The sequence below is a fragment of the Desulforamulus aquiferis genome, assembly GCF_030577015.1.
Taxonomy (GTDB): Bacteria; Bacillota; Desulfotomaculia; order Desulfotomaculales; family Desulfotomaculaceae; genus Desulfotomaculum; species Desulfotomaculum aquiferis.
Genome location: NZ_JARPTC010000006.1, coordinates 109,546 through 126,979 on the forward strand (window position 1 = coordinate 109,546; position 17,434 = coordinate 126,979).

General features: G+C 40.4%; 16 protein-coding genes and 1 pseudogene. 13 read left to right on the forward strand and 4 right to left on the reverse strand.

Annotated features, from left to right (window positions below; genetic code table 11):
• Window positions 1-40: 40 nt before the first annotated feature.
• From P6N53_RS05330 to P6N53_RS05345, 4 genes are all read right to left on the reverse strand, one after another.
• Window positions 41-403 carry a GIY-YIG nuclease family protein gene (locus tag P6N53_RS05330; RefSeq protein ID WP_304541717.1) on the reverse strand — a complete coding sequence of 121 codons (363 nt, stop codon included), beginning with the start codon at window positions 401-403 and terminating at the stop codon, window positions 41-43.
• Between the two features lie 37 nt (window positions 404-440).
• The gene (locus P6N53_RS05335; protein WP_304541718.1) at window positions 441-1,199 is read right to left on the reverse strand and encodes a DUF2087 domain-containing protein; all 759 of its coding nucleotides are present in this window, start codon (window positions 1,197-1,199) and stop codon (window positions 441-443) included.
• Between the two features lie 194 nt (window positions 1,200-1,393).
• Window positions 1,394-1,705: a transcriptional regulator gene (locus P6N53_RS05340; protein ID WP_304541720.1), complete on the reverse strand. Its 312-nt coding sequence runs from the start codon at window positions 1,703-1,705 to the stop codon at window positions 1,394-1,396.
• Window positions 1,706-1,747: 42 nt separating this feature from the next.
• On the reverse strand, window positions 1,748-2,182 hold the full coding sequence (locus tag P6N53_RS05345) for a MarR family transcriptional regulator (protein ID WP_304541721.1): 435 nt from the start codon (window positions 2,180-2,182) through the stop codon (window positions 1,748-1,750).
• Between the two features lie 222 nt (window positions 2,183-2,404).
• Between P6N53_RS05345 and P6N53_RS05350 the strand changes: the two genes are divergently transcribed.
• From P6N53_RS05350 to P6N53_RS05410, 13 genes and pseudogenes are all read left to right on the forward strand, one after another.
• Window positions 2,405-2,863: a MarR family winged helix-turn-helix transcriptional regulator gene (locus P6N53_RS05350; protein WP_304541722.1), complete on the forward strand. Its 459-nt coding sequence runs from the start codon at window positions 2,405-2,407 to the stop codon at window positions 2,861-2,863.
• A gap of 26 nt (window positions 2,864-2,889) precedes the next feature.
• Window positions 2,890-4,620, forward strand: coding sequence for an ABC transporter ATP-binding protein (locus tag P6N53_RS05355; protein ID WP_304541723.1), 1,731 nt, complete (start codon window positions 2,890-2,892; stop codon window positions 4,618-4,620).
• Entirely contained in the window at window positions 4,617-6,485 is a 1,869-nt protein-coding gene (locus P6N53_RS05360) for an ABC transporter ATP-binding protein (RefSeq protein WP_304541724.1), read from the forward strand. Before P6N53_RS05355 ends, P6N53_RS05360 begins: the two co-directional genes overlap by 4 nt.
• Before the next feature lie 179 nt (window positions 6,486-6,664).
• On the forward strand, window positions 6,665-8,275 hold the full coding sequence (locus P6N53_RS05365) for a methyl-accepting chemotaxis protein (RefSeq protein ID WP_304541725.1): 1,611 nt from the start codon (window positions 6,665-6,667) through the stop codon (window positions 8,273-8,275).
• 418 nt (window positions 8,276-8,693) lie between these two features.
• Window positions 8,694-10,316, forward strand: coding sequence for an alpha-amylase family glycosyl hydrolase (locus P6N53_RS05370; protein ID WP_304541727.1), 1,623 nt, complete (start codon window positions 8,694-8,696; stop codon window positions 10,314-10,316).
• Window positions 10,317-10,408: 92 nt separating this feature from the next.
• A complete protein-coding gene (locus tag P6N53_RS05375; RefSeq protein ID WP_304541728.1) occupies window positions 10,409-11,044 on the forward strand; it encodes a hypothetical protein in 636 nt (211 codons plus the stop codon).
• Window positions 11,044-11,727, forward strand: a complete 684-nt coding sequence (locus P6N53_RS05380; protein WP_304541729.1) for an ABC transporter ATP-binding protein — start codon at window positions 11,044-11,046, stop codon at window positions 11,725-11,727. Before P6N53_RS05375 ends, P6N53_RS05380 begins: the two co-directional genes overlap by 1 nt.
• Window positions 11,714-12,889, forward strand: a complete 1,176-nt coding sequence (locus P6N53_RS05385; protein WP_304541730.1) for an efflux RND transporter periplasmic adaptor subunit — start codon at window positions 11,714-11,716, stop codon at window positions 12,887-12,889. The genes P6N53_RS05380 and P6N53_RS05385 overlap by 14 nt, the downstream gene beginning before the upstream one ends.
• Window positions 12,858-14,081: an ABC transporter permease gene (locus P6N53_RS05390; protein ID WP_304541731.1), complete on the forward strand. Its 1,224-nt coding sequence runs from the start codon at window positions 12,858-12,860 to the stop codon at window positions 14,079-14,081. Before P6N53_RS05385 ends, P6N53_RS05390 begins: the two co-directional genes overlap by 32 nt.
• Before the next feature lie 12 nt (window positions 14,082-14,093).
• The gene (locus P6N53_RS05395; RefSeq protein WP_304541732.1) at window positions 14,094-15,251 is read left to right on the forward strand and encodes a TolC family protein; all 1,158 of its coding nucleotides are present in this window, start codon (window positions 14,094-14,096) and stop codon (window positions 15,249-15,251) included.
• 107 nt (window positions 15,252-15,358) lie between these two features.
• Window positions 15,359-16,300 carry a hypothetical protein gene (locus P6N53_RS05400; protein WP_304541733.1) on the forward strand — a complete coding sequence of 314 codons (942 nt, stop codon included), beginning with the start codon at window positions 15,359-15,361 and terminating at the stop codon, window positions 16,298-16,300.
• A gap of 121 nt (window positions 16,301-16,421) precedes the next feature.
• On the forward strand, window positions 16,422-17,093 hold the full coding sequence (locus tag P6N53_RS05405; RefSeq protein WP_304541734.1) for a response regulator transcription factor: 672 nt from the start codon (window positions 16,422-16,424) through the stop codon (window positions 17,091-17,093).
• Window positions 17,090-17,434 (forward strand): annotated as a pseudogene (locus P6N53_RS05410) (sensor histidine kinase); the annotation flags it as partial. The gene P6N53_RS05405 and the pseudogene P6N53_RS05410, both read left to right, overlap by 4 nt.

Below are 17,434 nucleotides of genomic sequence, written 5' to 3' on the forward strand. Positions count from 1 at the left end.
ATGTCCTAGGATATTAGGGGCCTTGCTGTGCAGAGGATAGTCATCTTTTTATCTTTTGCTTGTTGTAGCCCTTATTATTATAAGGGCTAAGTTTTGCCAGCCACTCTTCCTCCAGTTTTGAAACTGCATCCCGCCATTGTTCCTTTGCTATTTCCTCAGGGTTAATAGTCTCTAGAATATCAAAGGTGAAGGCATCCTGACCAAATAAATGCCAATCTTCCTGCAATTTAATATTTCGATGAACCCTGTAATTTAGTTGAAAACGGTGGCTATTAAAACTGCCTGGCAGATTCAGACTGCCACCAATAAAAATTTTACCTGTTTTCTGATTCTTTATTTGATATACTCCCATGGGACGGGTACTTTGCTTATAGTTTAATATAAGTTCTCTTCTATTGCTCAAAATATTCAACTTCCTTTTTTATTATTTAGGGTTACATCTACAATTTAACCCAATACAAACTACCGTCTTGGGTTCGCTCCATAAACCCATAATCTATTAAATTACGACGGAGTAAGACATAGTCGCTATAGTATTTTTTTAAAATCTCATTAACTTCTTTTTCAGCATAGGTCTTATCAACATCAAAGCTTTTTATAAGATGCCTTAATATTACAACCCTCTTTTTCTCCTTCAGTGGATATAGTTCAAGGGGACCATGGAGTCCTTGTTTAAAATAAGCCCCTAATATTTTTTTGCTGTCTTCCTCGGTGATAGCAAAACGGTCATCTACCATCTTGGTGTTCCTCGGGATTTCAATGAAGGAACTCTTTTTTGGAACCCTCTCACCTAGCAATTCCATAATGGCCAGGAATATTTTTGCTTGCTTCTGCTTTTCCCGCAGGCTGAAGCGATGATTGCGAATGGTGGAGGTGCTATTGCTGCCAATTGCTTTAGCTACCTCATTATCACCATTGCCATCAAAGAAAAGTTCAAGTATTGTTTTCTGGTGGTCCGTTAGACCTGTTAATTTTTTATCCAGATTAAGGAGAAAGTGAAATGTAGACTTATGCTCCTGCTGGACGTGGATATGGATAATTTTTTTAGCTTCGTATAATTGGCCGTCACTTGGATAAATTACACCATCTAAAAAACTTCTCCCGCAAATGAGACAAATAAATTCATCAGCCTGCTGTAGGAAACCCTTTTTAATGTCCTGAAGGGAGGCTTGCCAAAACAGTTCGGAAATATTATTCATTTTGTAAACACCTCTTATAATTATCTACTGAGCTCATAGATATAATATTATTATGTTTGTAAAAAGTCAAGCCAATTTTAAAAGTATCTACGATATAACTAGACGACAGCAAAAAACGTCTGGATAATAATCAGATACAATGGGCTGTTTTAGAGTATAAAAAAACCCTGTGCCAATATACACAGGGTTTTTACTCAAGCTTGATAACTGTCAATAAATTTTTGCCTGCAGTCCCAACTGCAAAAATAATGTTCTTTATCGTCTTTACTTAAAATATAGGCCTTATTCCTAGGGATAGCACAGCCACATATGTTGTCTTGGACCATTTCTACTACTTCCTTTTCTGCTACTTCCTTTTCTGCTGGTTCTTCTATTTTAATTTGCTTAAGCTCTTCTTCCCTTGCTTGGGTGGCCTTTTTGATCCGGGATAGCTCAAATAACCGGAATACGCTTCTCACAATCATAAAAATAAACAATAAACTCAGGACATTCAAAACAACTTCCATCTCTCCATCCACTCCTTAATCTTAATTTTTAAATATCTAAATTTAATTATTTTTCAAGGATCTTAAAACCATCTGATAGGCCCCTTTAATCATATTTAATTCTTCTTCTGACAGGTTTTTAAAACGGTCAAACAGCAGCTCTAATCTTTTGGTGTCTATTTCATCTAGTACCTTGAAGCCCTTTTGGGTTAGTTTAAGCCAAACGATTCGCCGATCCTTTTCACTTCTTACCCGCTCAATCCAATCATTTTTATAAAGGCGGTCTAAAATCGTTGTGGTGGCGGCTGGCGATATACCCAGTATATGGGCTATGTCTGCAGCCTTGCAGTTCTCATTAGTACTAATTAGTTTTAGTAATACAAACTGGCTAGGAGTTATAGTATGATGCAACAATTCTTTGACCTGGCAATTGTTCTCAATTGTAATTTTTTCATATAAATTATCAATTTCAATGACAATTTTTTTCTTATCTACCAATTTTTTATCTCCTTGAAATTTATTAATGTGATTATAAACAAGGATATATACTTATGTCAATTAATAATTAATATAATTAACTATTTTGTAAGGGTAACAATAAAAGTTAAAAGTGGAAAAAAACAAAAATTGAACATTGTAAAGGACAGGAATATAATTAGGCTACCTAATTAATTTTATTACTAACAATAGTAAATTAGCTCAAAAGATTGGGGTGGAACAATGGTCTTAAAGGCGGGTTCTACAGGAGAAAAACTATTTAACTCATTTATGCAGTTCAAAAAAGCAGATTGGCATCAAAATACCATTGATGGATGCAGGTATAGTGAGATTAAGGTATTATTTTGCATAAAACAAGGAAGTAAATCCCATGCATCGGAAATGAAGGTATCAGACATTAGTAAGTATCTGAAGGTAACTGCTCCAACTATTACTCAATTAATAAAGAGCCTAGAAGCCAAGGGATTGGTGGAGAGAAATATTGATCAGACGGATAGACGGGCAGTGCGGATTAAGCTCACAAGCCAGGGGGAGAAGATTACCGAGAGGGCTGAGAATGCTTTTTATACCTCCTTTAATGGTTTAGTTGAATATTTAGGAGAAGAGCAAAGCAATCAATTGGCGGATTTATTATCTAAGGTTTTTACCTACTTTAAAGAGCAGGATAATAGGATCATTTAAGGCCACTAGATGGAGATGATAAAAAAGTGATAAAGCTGCTGAGGTTACTTAAACCCTATAAATTTCATATTGCCCTTGTGTTGGTTCTTATTTTTTTACAATCTCTTTCCGATTTATATTTACCTACTTTAATGTCGGATATTGTTGATATAGGGATTGTAAAGGGAGATACACAATACATTATCAAAATTGGTACTCTAATGCTATTAGTTACCGCCTTGGGTACATTTTGTTCCATAGTAGCAAACTTTTTTTCATCCAGGGTATCAGCGGGCTTTGGCCAGAATCTTCGTGCCAGAGTCTTTACCCATGTTGAAAATTTTTCTTTACAGGAGTTTGATAAGCTGGGGACAGCATCCCTTATTACCAGGACAACAAATGATATTACACAAATCCAACATGTCCTTGGTATGATGCTGCGGCTGATGATCATGGCTCCCATGTTATGCATTGGCGGAATCATCATGGCTGTATCCATGGATGCACAGCTTTCATTAGTTTTGGTGGTGGTTATTCCCTTTCTTGCTGTGGCTATATTTGTGGTTGCCTCCAAGGGGATACCTTTATTTAAGGCCATGCAGCTTAAACTTGATAAATTAAATTTAGTTTTGCGAGAGGGACTTATTGGCATTAGGGTGATTCGCTCCTTTAACAGAACCGATTATGAAAGCAAAAGATTTAATGAAGCAAACCAGGAGCTTACAAATACAGCCATAAGGGTAAATAGGATTATGGCATCTATGATGCCGCTGATGATGTTGGTACTTAACTTTTCAACCATAGCTATTATTTGGTTCGGTAGTATACGAATAGATAACGGAAACATGCAGGTGGGCGCTTTAATGGCCTTTCTTCAATACGCCATGCAGATTTTATTCTCACTATTGATGGTTTCCATGATGTTTGTGATGATTCCCAGGGCCTCGGTATCTGCTGCTAGGATTAATGAGGTACTGGATTTGACTTCATCCATAAAGGATCCAGTTTATGTTATTGAACAGGTATCTTCCCCAAAAGGCTATGTAGAGTTTAAAGATGTTGCCTTTAGCTATCCAGGGGCAGAAGAACCTGCCCTTGCAAACATTACCTTCACCACCAAACCAGGTGAAATCACGGCAATTATCGGTGGGACAGGCTCTGGAAAAACCACATTGGTTAACCTTATTCCTAGATTCTATGATGTTGACAGCGGCAGTATCCAAGTTAATGGCGTAGATATAAGGGAGATGTCCCAGGAAAGTTTACGGGCTAAAATTGGGATTGTACCACAAAAGTCAGTGCTGTTTACAGGTACCATCTCGGACAATATTCGTTATGGGAATGAAGCTGCCCTGGATGAAGAAATAAAGCAGGCAGCTCAAGTGGCACAGGCATCAGAATTTATTGATGGTATGAAGGATGGTTATGACTCCATGATCTCCCAGGGGGGAACAAATATTTCTGGTGGTCAGAAACAGCGTTTATCCATCGCCCGGGCCTTGGTGAGAAAACCAGAAATCTATATCTTTGACGATAGTTTCTCCGCCCTTGATTATAAAACCGATGCAAGATTGCGGGACGCTCTAAGAAAAGAGATCATTAATTCCAGTGTGCTGGTTGTTGCCCAGAGAGTAAGCAATGTAAGGGATGCAGATCAAATTATTGTACTAAATCAGGGTAGAATTGTGGGGAAGGGTAAGCACCAGGAGTTGATGGAAAACTGTGAGGTATACAGGGAGATTGTCTTCTCGCAGATTTCAGAGGAGGAGATCGCTTGAGTAGAAAAGATAGAAAGCAGCGGCTTGGTGGAGGGGCTTTGGGACATGGGTTTGGCCCTCAGGTAACCTTACCCGGCCAAAAGGCAAAGGATTTTAAGGGAACACTCAAAAGGCTGTCGATGTACCTTAAACCATATAAATATCAGTTTTTAGCTGTTTTTTTAGCCGCTGTCCTTAGTACCGTCTTTAATATTTTTAGCCCCAAAATACTGGGTCAGGCTACCACCAAACTTTTTGAAGGCATTATGCTGAAAGCCCAGGGGATACCAGGGGCTAGGGTTGACTTTGATTTCATTACTCAAATACTAATAACTTTAGTATTCCTTTATCTATTTAGCTCTCTCTTTAGCTATATTCAGCAATATATTATGGCAGGAGTTGCCCAGAAAACTGTCTATAACCTGCGTAAGGAAATAAATAGCAAGCTTTCCCGGCTGCCCCTTAAATACTTTGACGCCCAAAAACATGGTGAAATCCTGAGCAGGGCTATTAACGATGTAGATAATATCAGCACAACCTTACAGCAGAGTTTAGTGCAAATTACTACCTCTGTGGTTACCCTTGTGGGTATAACTGTGATGATGTTAACTATTAGCCCGGTAATTACCCTTGTCTTGATTGTTACGCTACCCCTGAGTTTTATTGTCACCATGTTCATTGCCTCCCGTTCTCAAAAATATTTTATGGGACAGCAAGGGGCATTAGGAGAGCTTAATGGCCACGTTGAGGAAATGTATACAGGCCACCAGGTAATTAAGGCCTTTGGGCATGAAGATAAATCTGTACAGCAATTCAAGGAGATTAATGAAAAACTGTATAACTCAGGTTGGAAGGCCCAGTTTATATCCGGCATCATCATGCCCTTGATGAACTTTATTAATAATATCGGCTATGTAGTAGTTTGTGTCATGGGAGGGGTAATGGTTACAAGAAGGGCTATTGAAATTGGAGATGTTCAAGCCTTTATTCAATATACCAGACAATTTTCCCAGCCAATTACCCAGGTGGCTAACATTGCCAACGTGATCCAATCCACCATTGCATCTGCTGAGCGTGTTTTTGAAATTATTGATGAGCAAGAAGAAATTGATGAGCCAAGCAAGGTACAAATAAAAGCACCCAAGGGAGAGGTTGCCTTTGAGAAGGTTAAATTTGGTTATAAAGAAGATGAGATCCTAATTAGGGATATGAATCTTGAAGTTAAGCCAGGCCAAACCATCGCCATAGTTGGACCCACCGGTGCAGGGAAAACAACCTTGATCAACCTGCTTATGCGTTTCTATGGAATAAGTGAAGGTAAGATAACGATTGATGGAGTTAATATTAAGGATCTGAAGCGGGGTGAACTGCGTAGCATGTTTGGGATGGTGCTTCAAGACACCTGGCTATTTAATGGGACAATTAAGGATAATATTGCCTACGGTAAGGAAGGGGCAACTGAAGAAGAGGTTGTTTGGGCGGCCAAGACTGCCCACGCGGATCATTTCATTAGAACCTTGCCTAATGGCTATGATACGGTGTTGAATGAAGAGGCCTCTAATATATCTCAGGGGCAAAAACAGCTCCTAACCATAGCCCGTGCTCTCCTTGCCGATCCTGCTATTTTAATATTAGATGAAGCTACCAGCAATGTAGACACCAGAACAGAGGTGAATATCCAAATAGCTATGAAAGAGCTAATGAGAGGCAGGACCAGCTTTGTCATTGCCCACAGGCTATCCACCATTCGCGATGCAGACTCAATTATTGTCATGAATAATGGGGAAATTATTGAACAGGGATGCCATGATCAACTTATTGCTAAGGGTGGTTTTTATGCTGACCTTTACAATAGTCAGTTTGCCAGGGGGAATCTGGCAGGATAACTTTGAAATTAAGACTGCCGTCAAAACCCTTCGGTTAGACGGCAGTCTTAATTTTTTCATAAGTATTTCAAAAACCTTACATTTTTACAAATCGACAAAAAGTTAATATTTAGTTAACGAAATAATGGGCTAACAATGGTAAAATATTCTATGTTACAAGAAATGTGGGGTGACTGTAGATGAAACTTTTTAAAGAAAAGAAATTAAACATTGGTTCAAAGTTAATGCTAATTGGTCTAATACCTGTGGTTCTATTCATTTTTTTAAATCTCTTCCTCATTATTCCGGAGTTGAAGAAGGATATTTTTAATGAAAAGGACTTGCAGATTAAGGAGTTGGTAGAATCCGGATATTCTATCCTTGAGCATTATCAAAGCCTAGAGCAAAACGGTACATTAAGCAGGCAAGAAGCCCAGGAACATGCTATGGCAGCAATTAAGAAAATGAAGTATGGTGAAGACGGCTACTTTTGGATAGATAACACTGACTATGTTGTGGTTATGCATCCCGTTAGTCCCCAACTAGATGGAACGAATCGATATGAGACTAAGGATGCTAAAGGTAAGCTGCTGGTAAGGGAATTTGTTGATGGTGCGGTGAAGAACCAGGCTGAAGGTTATTTTGCAGATTTTTGGTTTCCTAAACCCGGTACAACCGAGGCTTATCCCAAAAGAGGTTACCACAAGCTTTTTGCTCCCTGGAACTGGATAATCAGTACAGGAATATATGTGGATGATGTGGACAGTATCATAAATAAAAAAATTATCGCTATCGTAATCATAAACCTTGTGGTTGCCCTGTTGACCATCCTCCTAATATACTGGTTTTCTAAAGTGGGAATTATTAATCCCCTACATTCCGTTCTTAATAAGCTGGGGGACATGTCTAAGAATGGCGGTGATTTAACCCAAAAAATTGTAATAAAAAATAATGATGAGTTGGGTGATCTCACCCGGGCAATGAATGATATGACCGAAAGCTTCAGGCAGCTAATGGTAGAAGTCCTGCAGAAAGCTCAAACTGTGGCAACTGCATCGGATCAACTGTCCGCCAACTCACAGCAGACCTCTGCAACCATAAGTGAAATGACCGCCAGCGTAAGTAATGTTGCAGAAAGGGCTGAGGAAGTGGCAGCCAACACCCAGAAAATAGATGAAGCAGCTAAAAAGGCCAATCAATATGCTGACATGGGAGCAGAGGGTATAGATAAAATCCATGTTCAGATGGGATCAATTGAAAAATCCACAGCAAGTGTAAATACCGTGATCAATAATTTAAACAATACATCTAGCCAGGTTACCCAGATTGTAAGCCTTATCAATAGCATTGCAGAGCAAACCAATCTACTTGCCTTAAATGCTGCCATTGAGGCAGCCAGGGCTGGAGAACAGGGCCGTGGCTTCGCAGTGGTGGCGGAAGAGGTAAGAAAGCTGGCAGAACAGTCTGCCGGAGCTTCTAAAGAAATCTATACTCTCATCAGCAATATGCAAAATGACTCCCTGAAGGCCGTTGAGGCAATAGAGAGCAGCACCCAGGATGTCAGAACTGGTATCCAGGTCATTGGAGAAGTTGGCGATCAATTTATGAATATCATAGAAACAGTTAAGGGCCTAGCAGCAGGAACCCAGAGGGTAACGGCGGCCATTGATGAAATAACCCAGTCGGTTCAAAATGTAGCAGCCATGTCTGAAGAACAGACAGCGGCCATGGAGGAAGTGGCATCTTCAGTGGAGGATTTAGCTAGTATGGCAAACTCCTTAGAGAATATGGTAAATAAATATAAGCTGTAAAGACAGAAAAGGGGCATCGGTGGATGCCTCAGGCTGTTGTAAAGATATAACTGGGTTTTAATAATCCCGAGCAGCGAAATTCGGAGCAGTGGAAACAGCGCTTCGCGAAGCTGAGGATGCGAAAATGGGTGCCCGGACATGGACGTCCGGGCAAGCCTGAGGTAAACACGATGTTTACTCGAAGGCGGCCCATTTTCGCCCGAAGCAAGGGATTAGCGCTGTCCACTGCGGAGATAGGAGTCGTGAGGGATTATTAAAACCCGAATATAGGTAGTTTCTCGACAATCTGGGGCATCGGTGGATGCCTCTTTTTTTATGGATAAAATGACTAACCAAATATTCCCGGGTATTTGATGCTAAAGCTGGATTTATATTAATCATGTCTGTATTTGGAAGCTAGATAAAATTGGGAGTATGCATGATGATAAAAGATGACACAGACCTCTGGTGGAAGAGGGGAGTTATATATCAAATATATCCCAGGAGCTTTATGGACACCAACCATGACGGCATCGGTGATTTAAAGGGTATTATCTCTAAATTGGACTATTTAAACGATGGGACAACAAATTCTTTAGGGGTAGATGCAATTTGGGTATCTCCCATATATAAATCGCCCATGAAGGATTTTGGCTATGATATCAGCGATTATCGGGACATAGATCCTATTTTTGGGGATATGGCTGATTTTAAGATGCTGATTAAGGAAGCACATAAACGTAATATAAGGGTGATTATGGATCTTGTTGTAAACCACACATCGGATAAGCACCCTTGGTTCATGGAATCAAAAAAATCAAAGGATAACCCAAAGCGGGATTGGTATATTTGGCATGGTAGAAGGCCCAATAATTGGGTAGCTGTATTCGAACTGAGGAATGCCTGGTGGCATGACAAAGACACAGGAGAGTACTACCTAGGGACATTCACCAAGCATCAGCCGGAGCTGAACTGGCGGAATTCAGAAGTTAAAAAGGCCATTTTCAATATGATTGAATACTGGCTGGACCTAGGGGTAGATGGCTTCCGAATGGATGTGATAAATTACCTAATCAAGGACGATCTGTTAAGGAATAACCCCTGGAAGCTATCCTTTAATCCCATTGATGTGCAGGAGCATATTTATGATCGGAATAGGCCTGAAACCCATGATATATGTAAGGAAATAAGGAAAATAACTGATAAATATGAGGATAGGATGCTGGTGGGAGAGATTTATACAAATAGTGTAAAGGAGGCCGTAGCTTATCACGGCACTGGTAATGACGAACTCCATTTGGCCTTTAATTTCAGTTTTCTATTCCAAAATTGGAGTGCCAGGGGCTTTTATCAAAATATAAAGGAATATTACAATTCACTTCCCAAGGACGCCTGGCCCAATTTCACTTTAAGTAACCATGACCAGCCACGGCACCACTATCGCTACAGAGCGGGAAAAAACACCGATGCCAGGGCAAGGGTAGCTGCAGCAATGCTTATGACCCTTAGGGGGACACCTTTTATATATTATGGTGAAGAAATCGGGATGACCAACGGAAAAATTATCAGAAAAGCCATTCAGGACCCTTTGGGTAAGCGAGGGTGGCCCTTTATAAAGGGGAGAGATGCTGAAAGGACTCCAATGCAGTGGGATGACACACTAAATGCCGGTTTCTCCGATACTTCTACCTGGCTTCCGGTGAATCAAGATTATAGAGAAAAGAATGTAGCAAACCAGCTTAAACAGGAAGGTTCCCTGATAAATTTCTATAAAAGATTGATTTGGCTCAGGAAAGGCAGCAATGCCCTCTCTGTAGGAAGTATTGAGTTTCTAGAAAAAGCCCCTGAGCAGGTACTATTTTATTGGAGGAAATATGAACATGAACAGGTGATTGTAATACTGAACTTTTCTGACCAACACCAGATACTTGATGGGTCATTAATTGGAAGAGTACAAATAATTTTAGGCACTCACAGATGGTCAGGGGAAGAAATTACCTTAACTGCTGCGAATAAATTTAAAATTTATCCCTATGAGGTTCTATTGATAAACCCTGCCTGACTTCTTTCACAATTTCCCACAATCCGTTGATAATTATTCCACATTTGGATAGTACATTTATTCTTGGAAGAAATATCGTGGGGTGAGAGGTCATGGGTCTAAAGAAATTAACAATTCTATTAATGGTTGCAATTCTGGCTTTTGTATCAGGGTGTAGTACTAATGGAGAAGCCAATAAAGGGGCAAATGCAGCAACCGTAGCCTCCAATTCTGAAACAGAAAGGATTGCTATTCCCAGTGAGAACCCTGAGCTAATGGGGAGGGTTAAGGAGATTGTGGGCAATGAGGTCACAATCTATAAGATGGATACGGCTCAAAACGAGGGTGCAGGGGAGGGTCAAAGGCCAAACCCTGGTCAAGAAGAAGCTCAGAATAATCCAGGGCAAGGTCAACAGCAGGGCCAAGCTCAAAGTCAGCAGGGTCAAAGGCCGGAGAACATGGGACCAAGGATGGTCATTAGTGATGAGACTGAGACCTTTATTATACCTGTAGGAACACCCATAGTAATGCTGCAGAGGGGTTCTGCTGAGTCCAGTACAGTAGCATTAACAGAAATTAAAAAGGATCAAATGTTAAGGATTTGGAAGCAGGAGGGTGAAATCTCCTTAGTTCAAGTTATCGGCAGCATGGGGGCAGGTAACAGACAGGGTCAAGGACAAGGTGGTAGAGGTCAAGGCATGGGCGGCGGTGGTTTTGGGCCGCCGCCAGGAATGGGTGGCGGTGGATAATGGGTAAAAATTGTGTCATTGATGCCAGAAACATAGTAAAGATTTACGAGAATGGTGCGGAAGAGTTAAAGGTTCTTGATGATGTAAGTTTACAGGTCTATCAGGGGGACTTCTTTGCCATCCTAGGTCCTTCCGGGTCGGGTAAATCCACCCTAATGAATATACTTGGCTGCTTGGATTTACCAAGTACAGGGGAGTACTATTTAGATGGGGTAGATGTTTTAGCAGCCGAAGAGAATCAATTGGCAGATATAAGGAATAAAAAAATTGGCTTTATCTTTCAGAAGTTTAATCTTCTGCCCAGATTAACAGCTGCCCAAAATGTCATGCTTCCCTTGCTGTACAGGGGAGAGGACGAAGCAAAAGCTTTTCAATTAGCTAAAGAAAAGCTCAGTCTGCTTGGGTTAAGTGAAAGGATTAATCACAGGCCAAACGAGCTTTCCGGGGGACAGCAGCAAAGGGTCGCCATTGCCAGGGCCATTATCGGCTCACCACAGCTTTTGCTGGCGGATGAACCAACGGGGAACCTGGATAGCAAGTCCAGCGGAGATGCCATGGAGATATTTAGGGAGCTAAACAGACAAGGAAATACCATAGTGATTATTACCCATGATACAGAAGTGGCGGATCAGGTCAAAAAAATAGCATACATACGGGATGGTAAGATTCATGAAAATTATTAAAAACTGGTGGAAGCAGCTTAAAAGCAAAAAACTTTTACTGGCGGGAGTTATGGTAACTGTTCTGGTAATTGCAGGCACGGGAGTATGGATGCAAAAAAAGAGCAGTAATGATACGACAGAAATACAGTATGAACAGGCCAGGGTCACGAGGGACAATATTATAGTAGGTTTTGATTCCGACGGAAACATAAACTATTCTAAGGTAAATTTAAGGTTTGGAGTAAAAGGAACAATTTCAGAAATATTAGTGACTGAGGGAGATGAGGTACAAAAGGGAGCGGTTATAGCAAAGTTATATGACCGGGATTACCAGGATCAGTACCAATTGGCCCTAGCCAAATTAAGCGATTCTCAGGAACAGGAGATAACAAACCTGTTGGATTCTGAACTAAGGTTAATGAATCTCGAAGCTGAATTAGAAAGGCAGAGGGATTTATATGATGAGATGGAAACCATCCCAGAGGCTTATTCAGCTAACGAGTTAAAGTTAAAGAAGTTGGAGTTAGCCGGCAAAGAGACGGAATATGAGCATTTAAAAAGAAAGTACGAAATCCAAAAAAACAAAAGCATCAGCCAGGATGAGCTATCGGTAAAAATGGCTTTAGAAAACTTAGAGGAGACTATTCTATATGCCCCTGTCTCCGGTACCCTTCTCAGTTTGGCCAACAAAGCCGGAGAAAGGGTCTCTGATGAGCAGGATTTTGCAGTGCTTCATGAAAATGATGCTGTCAAAGCTTCAACAAGGGTTATAGAGTATGATGTGGGACAAATAAAGGTTGGGCAAAAGGTATATGTTACAGTTGAGGCATTGCCGGATCAAAGGTTTACAGGTCAAGTAAGCAAGGTTAATTCCCTGCCGGTTTCAGATTCTACAGGTTTAGTAAATTACGAGGTTGAAATTGATATTCTTGATCCATCAGGTGAGCTAAAGGATGGTATGAATTGCTCAGTTTCCTTTGTCATCAAGGAGGTCACTAATTGCTTAATTGTACCCTACCGGGCTATTAAAATTGTAGAGGGTAAGCAAGTGGTTAATGTTATTGATGAAAATGGCAATACCATCGAGAAACAGATAAAAGCAGGTTTCACCGATGGAACCAATGTTGAAATACTGGAAGGCTTAAACGTAAATGAGACCGTCATTTACACAAGAAGCAGGTGATTCTTTGCGACTAAAACAACTTATTAAACTAATTTTAACAAATATTTCCCATAATAAAACCCGAACCTTCCTGACAACCTTGGGAGTTATTGTCGGTACAGCCACAATCTTTTTGGTGGTGGCAATTGGGAAGGGCAGTGAGGACCAGGTCAATGCCCAATATTCTAGATTAAATGTTGGTACAATTATGATTTCTGCCGCCCAGAGGGGAAGTGTTGCAGATCCCCTCACCAAAGATGATGCAGCACAGCTCATGGAAAGTGCCAATATTGCGGAAGCTTACCCGGTTTTGCGTGGTCAAGGGGATATCAATTATACAAATTACTCCTCCAGAAGCAGCTACCAGGCTATACTTCCTGGTTTCCAGGACAGCAACAATCTAGTTATTGAGCAAGGCAGGGCCCTTGAGGAAGAGGATGAAGAGAAAAAGAGCCGGGTAGCTGTACTAGGAGCAGAGCTTGCCCACCTGCTAACGGATGGCAACCCTTCTGAAATAGTTGGGCAAAGCATCAGTATCAGTGGTAGAAAGTTCGAGGTAATCGGTATATTTGAGCGGGTGGGGGATGCCGGCGGACAGGGAAGCTACGATGACTCAGCCTTTATAGCTTACACAGTGGGAGAAAAGTATTTGTTAGGCACCAGGGCTAACCCCACCATTATTGTACAAGCCACAGGATTAGATACTGTACAGGCAGCTATAGATGACATTACCTTCATTCTTGATGAAACCCATCGTATAGGTGGCTCACAGCAATTTCGAATTTTTGACGCCGGCAGCAGATTGGCCGCAGCTCAGGAGACAGCCAGGACCATGTCACTACTTTTACTGGCTGTGGCAGTGGTGGTACTGATTGTTAGTGGTATTGGCATTATGAATGTAATGTTTGTGACGGTAAAAGAAAGGACCAAAGAAATTGGAACCTTAAAGGCCATAGGAGCTAAAAGGAAAGAAATCCTAAGTCAGTTTTTAATTGAAGCGGTCATTATAAGCTTGGTAGGGGGGGTAATAGGTGTAATCATAGGTTTTGTGACAATTCCCATGTTATCATATTTTGAGCTTCCGGCAGTTGCTTCTGTGAATGGTGTTTTCTTAGGATTGGTCTTCTCGGTGGTGACGGGAGTTTTCTTCGGATTTTACCCGGCATATAAGGCCGCGGACTTGAATCCAATAGAAGCTTTAAGATATGAATAGGCGGTGATTAAAGTGAGACAGAAACTAATTATTATCATGATTATAGTATCTATGTTAACTGGTTATTCAGCAGCCTATGCCTCAGAGGAAGAGAGAGAAGTGATCAACCTAGAAAAGGCAATTTCCTTGGCTAAGGCCAACAGCAGAGAACTAGCCCAGTATGAGTTGAACAGGGATATAGCTAAACAAAGGCTAAACCAGGCTGAGTACCAGCGTGATAGTGAATGGCAAAGATATAATAGCTTAGGCAGTGCCTATGATGCCTTGCTGCAAAATCCAGATGCCACCTCTGAGGATATAAGAGAAGCTGAAAAAAATCTTGATTCACAGTACGAAAAAATAAATACATCAAACAGTACCAGGAGTGCTGAGAACAACTACAATGATTTAAAGAAACAGGTCGACAAGTACCTGAAACAGTTAGAATACGAGGTTGAACAATACTATACCACCATTTTAAATCAAGAAGAGAGCTTACAGACATTAAAGAGGGAATTGGAATTAAAACAATCTCAAATGAATATTGAGTATGCTAAGCTGCAGCTTGGCAGCAGTAGTCGAGCTAATATTGATCAGCTTACCACAGAGATAACAAACTTGAATAAAAGACTAGTGGAAAGCACTAACTCATTAAATATAAACAAGGGTAAATTAAATGATATTTTGGGTAGAGACTTTAGTGATGAACTAACCTTAGACCACTTCAGTGTTCCTGAAAAAGCTGATCTACCTGAGTCAGAGGCCTTTTTAGCACAGCTAAATAGGGAATATGATGCCTTATATAAATTACAAAGGGATATAAGGCAAAGTGGTGATGACCTGGATAATAAAAGCGATTATTATGAGAGATTATTGTTATCCATGGACATTAAGGGTAAGGAATTGCAGTTAGAAGAGGAAAAGAACAGATTAAATGAAACGGCTAATAATCTAATAAGTAATGTATTAACTAAACAGGAGGACTATAAAATCGCATTGACAGATTTCAGGAATGTACAGAAGTCCTATGATTGGGATATGAAAAGGTATGAAAAGGGACAAATCTCTAAACTGGCATTATTGCAAAGCGAATTAAATTATTTAAGCGCTAAGGATAAGAGGCTTTCAGCTGGATATGCCTTTTATTTAGCACAGAAAAGTGTAGCGTTAGCTGAAATGGGGATTTTATAATAACTTAGGTTTCAAGATTTCCCACAATTCTTTGATAATTTAGCGGTATTCTTTTCTTAGAATTTGAGAGTGGACAAATACAAAAAAAGATAAAGGGGGATTTAATTTTGAAGAATTTGAAGAGTAAGGCTGTCTCGACTGCATTGGTTTTAGCGTTAGTGGTGCCCACTGCTTCATTTGCTGCCAATTCAGTCATAAATACCGAAGCCACTGCAAAAAAGGAGATATCCTTCCAAGCCTTTAAAGAAAAAAGAGATGTAAAGACAAACTATATTGAGCTAGTTGAAAAGTATTCACCCGAGAGCCTGGAGGAGTGGAAAAGCACCCTCGCTGAAAGTGAGGAGCTAATGGCTCAGCTTAAGGACAAGATGCCGTTAAATAAGCAAAGGGTAGAGCTTTCTGAAGAGGCTAAAGAAAAGATGCAAACTATTCGTGAAGGAATTAAAGCTGGTACATTAACACCAGAGCAAGCAGCGGAAGAATTAAAGGCCCTGGGAATAGAGAAATTGCGGGGTGACAAGCAGGAGTTATCAGTTGAAGCTAAGGAAAAAATGCAAGCAATGTTTCAAGGAAAGAATGGCGAAGGATTAAAAGCCTTTGATATGAAAAAGGGTGATAAACCAGAGCTTCCTGATGAAATGAAAGAAAAAATGCAAACACTCCGTGAAGGTATGAAAAATATCCCAGGGGGTAGGCCAGAGCTTCCTGATGAAATGAAAGAAAAAATGCAAACACTCCGTGAAGGTATGAAAAATATCCCAGGGGGTAGGCCAGAGCTTTCCGATGAAATGAAGGAAAAAATGCAAGCCATTCACGAGAAAATGAAGGATGGAACTATCACTCCCGAGCTGGCTAAAGAGGAAATGAAAGCCTTAGGTCTAGAGGGAATGAGGACCTTTGATAAAGCTAAGGGTCCCATGGCTGAATTAAAGCAAGCCATTGAAGATAATGATACGGCTAAAATAAAGGAACTTCTGGCAAAAGAACTTACTCAGATGAAAGAACGTAATCTAAAATTAGCCGAAAAATTAGCAGAATCAAATGATTAAATCAAGGACCAGGCTCCCCTTCAAAGGGAGTCTGGGTTTTTGAATTAGGGGAAGTATAGTATTGGTGGATTATTAAATAAAATTATATAATATATAGAGGTGGGTTAAAGGGGAGTCGAATATGTTCACAATTTTTATTGTTGAGGACGAGAAAAACCTTAGTCAGATATTGTCCCATTACCTGGAAAAGGAAGGTTGGCAAGTTCGACCCTTTGAGAACGGGCAATCAGCCCTTCAAGCAATTCAAGAACGTCCACATCTTTGGATTTTAGATATAATGCTCCCGGATATTGATGGATACCAACTCCTCCGTCGTATAAGGGAAGAATCGCCGGATGTACCTGTGATTTTCATATCAGCCAGAGATGCAGATATTGATCGAATAATGGGGCTTGAAATGGGTAGTGATGATTATTTAGCGAAGCCGTTTTTACCAAGGGAACTGGTTATTCGCAGCCACAGATTACTTGAGCGGGTATATAATAAGCCCAATGAGAACACTGATGGTTCTATCATCATCAGCCCCTATGTGTTGGATGAAAAAAAGCGAGAAATTTATCACAACAAAGTCATGATTGAACTAACCTCCAAAGAATTTGATCTTGCTTTGCTCTTTGCTAAACATAAAGGACAAGCTTTATCTAGGGAGCAGGTGATCAATTGTATATGGGGAGAGGATTACGTTGGAACCGATCGTTCTGTAGATGATCTGGTGAGGCGTCTTAGAAAGAAATTACCTAGTATAGGGATAGAAACCATATATGGATATGGCTATAGGATGACCACTAAATGAGAACTTCACTTACAGTAAAGATATGGCTTGCCTTCTCCCTGGTGAGTCTATCAATATTTCTTGTTGTAATGATTATGACACCACTTTTAATCAGGGAGTATTTTACAGATGCACTTATGGAGCCGGCTACGCCACCCCAGAGGAATGTGATGGAAACCACTTTTTCACGGGGTTTTCATATACGTAGTTTTATTTTATTGGAGGATGGGACCACAATTCCCTCAAATGCCCGAAATGCCTTTCCCCCGACACTTTTAAATGAGATGAAGCAAAATATCATAGCTCAGAAATCAAATAGACAAATGTACGAAAGTGTTACCGGACAGGGCAATATTCGTTAT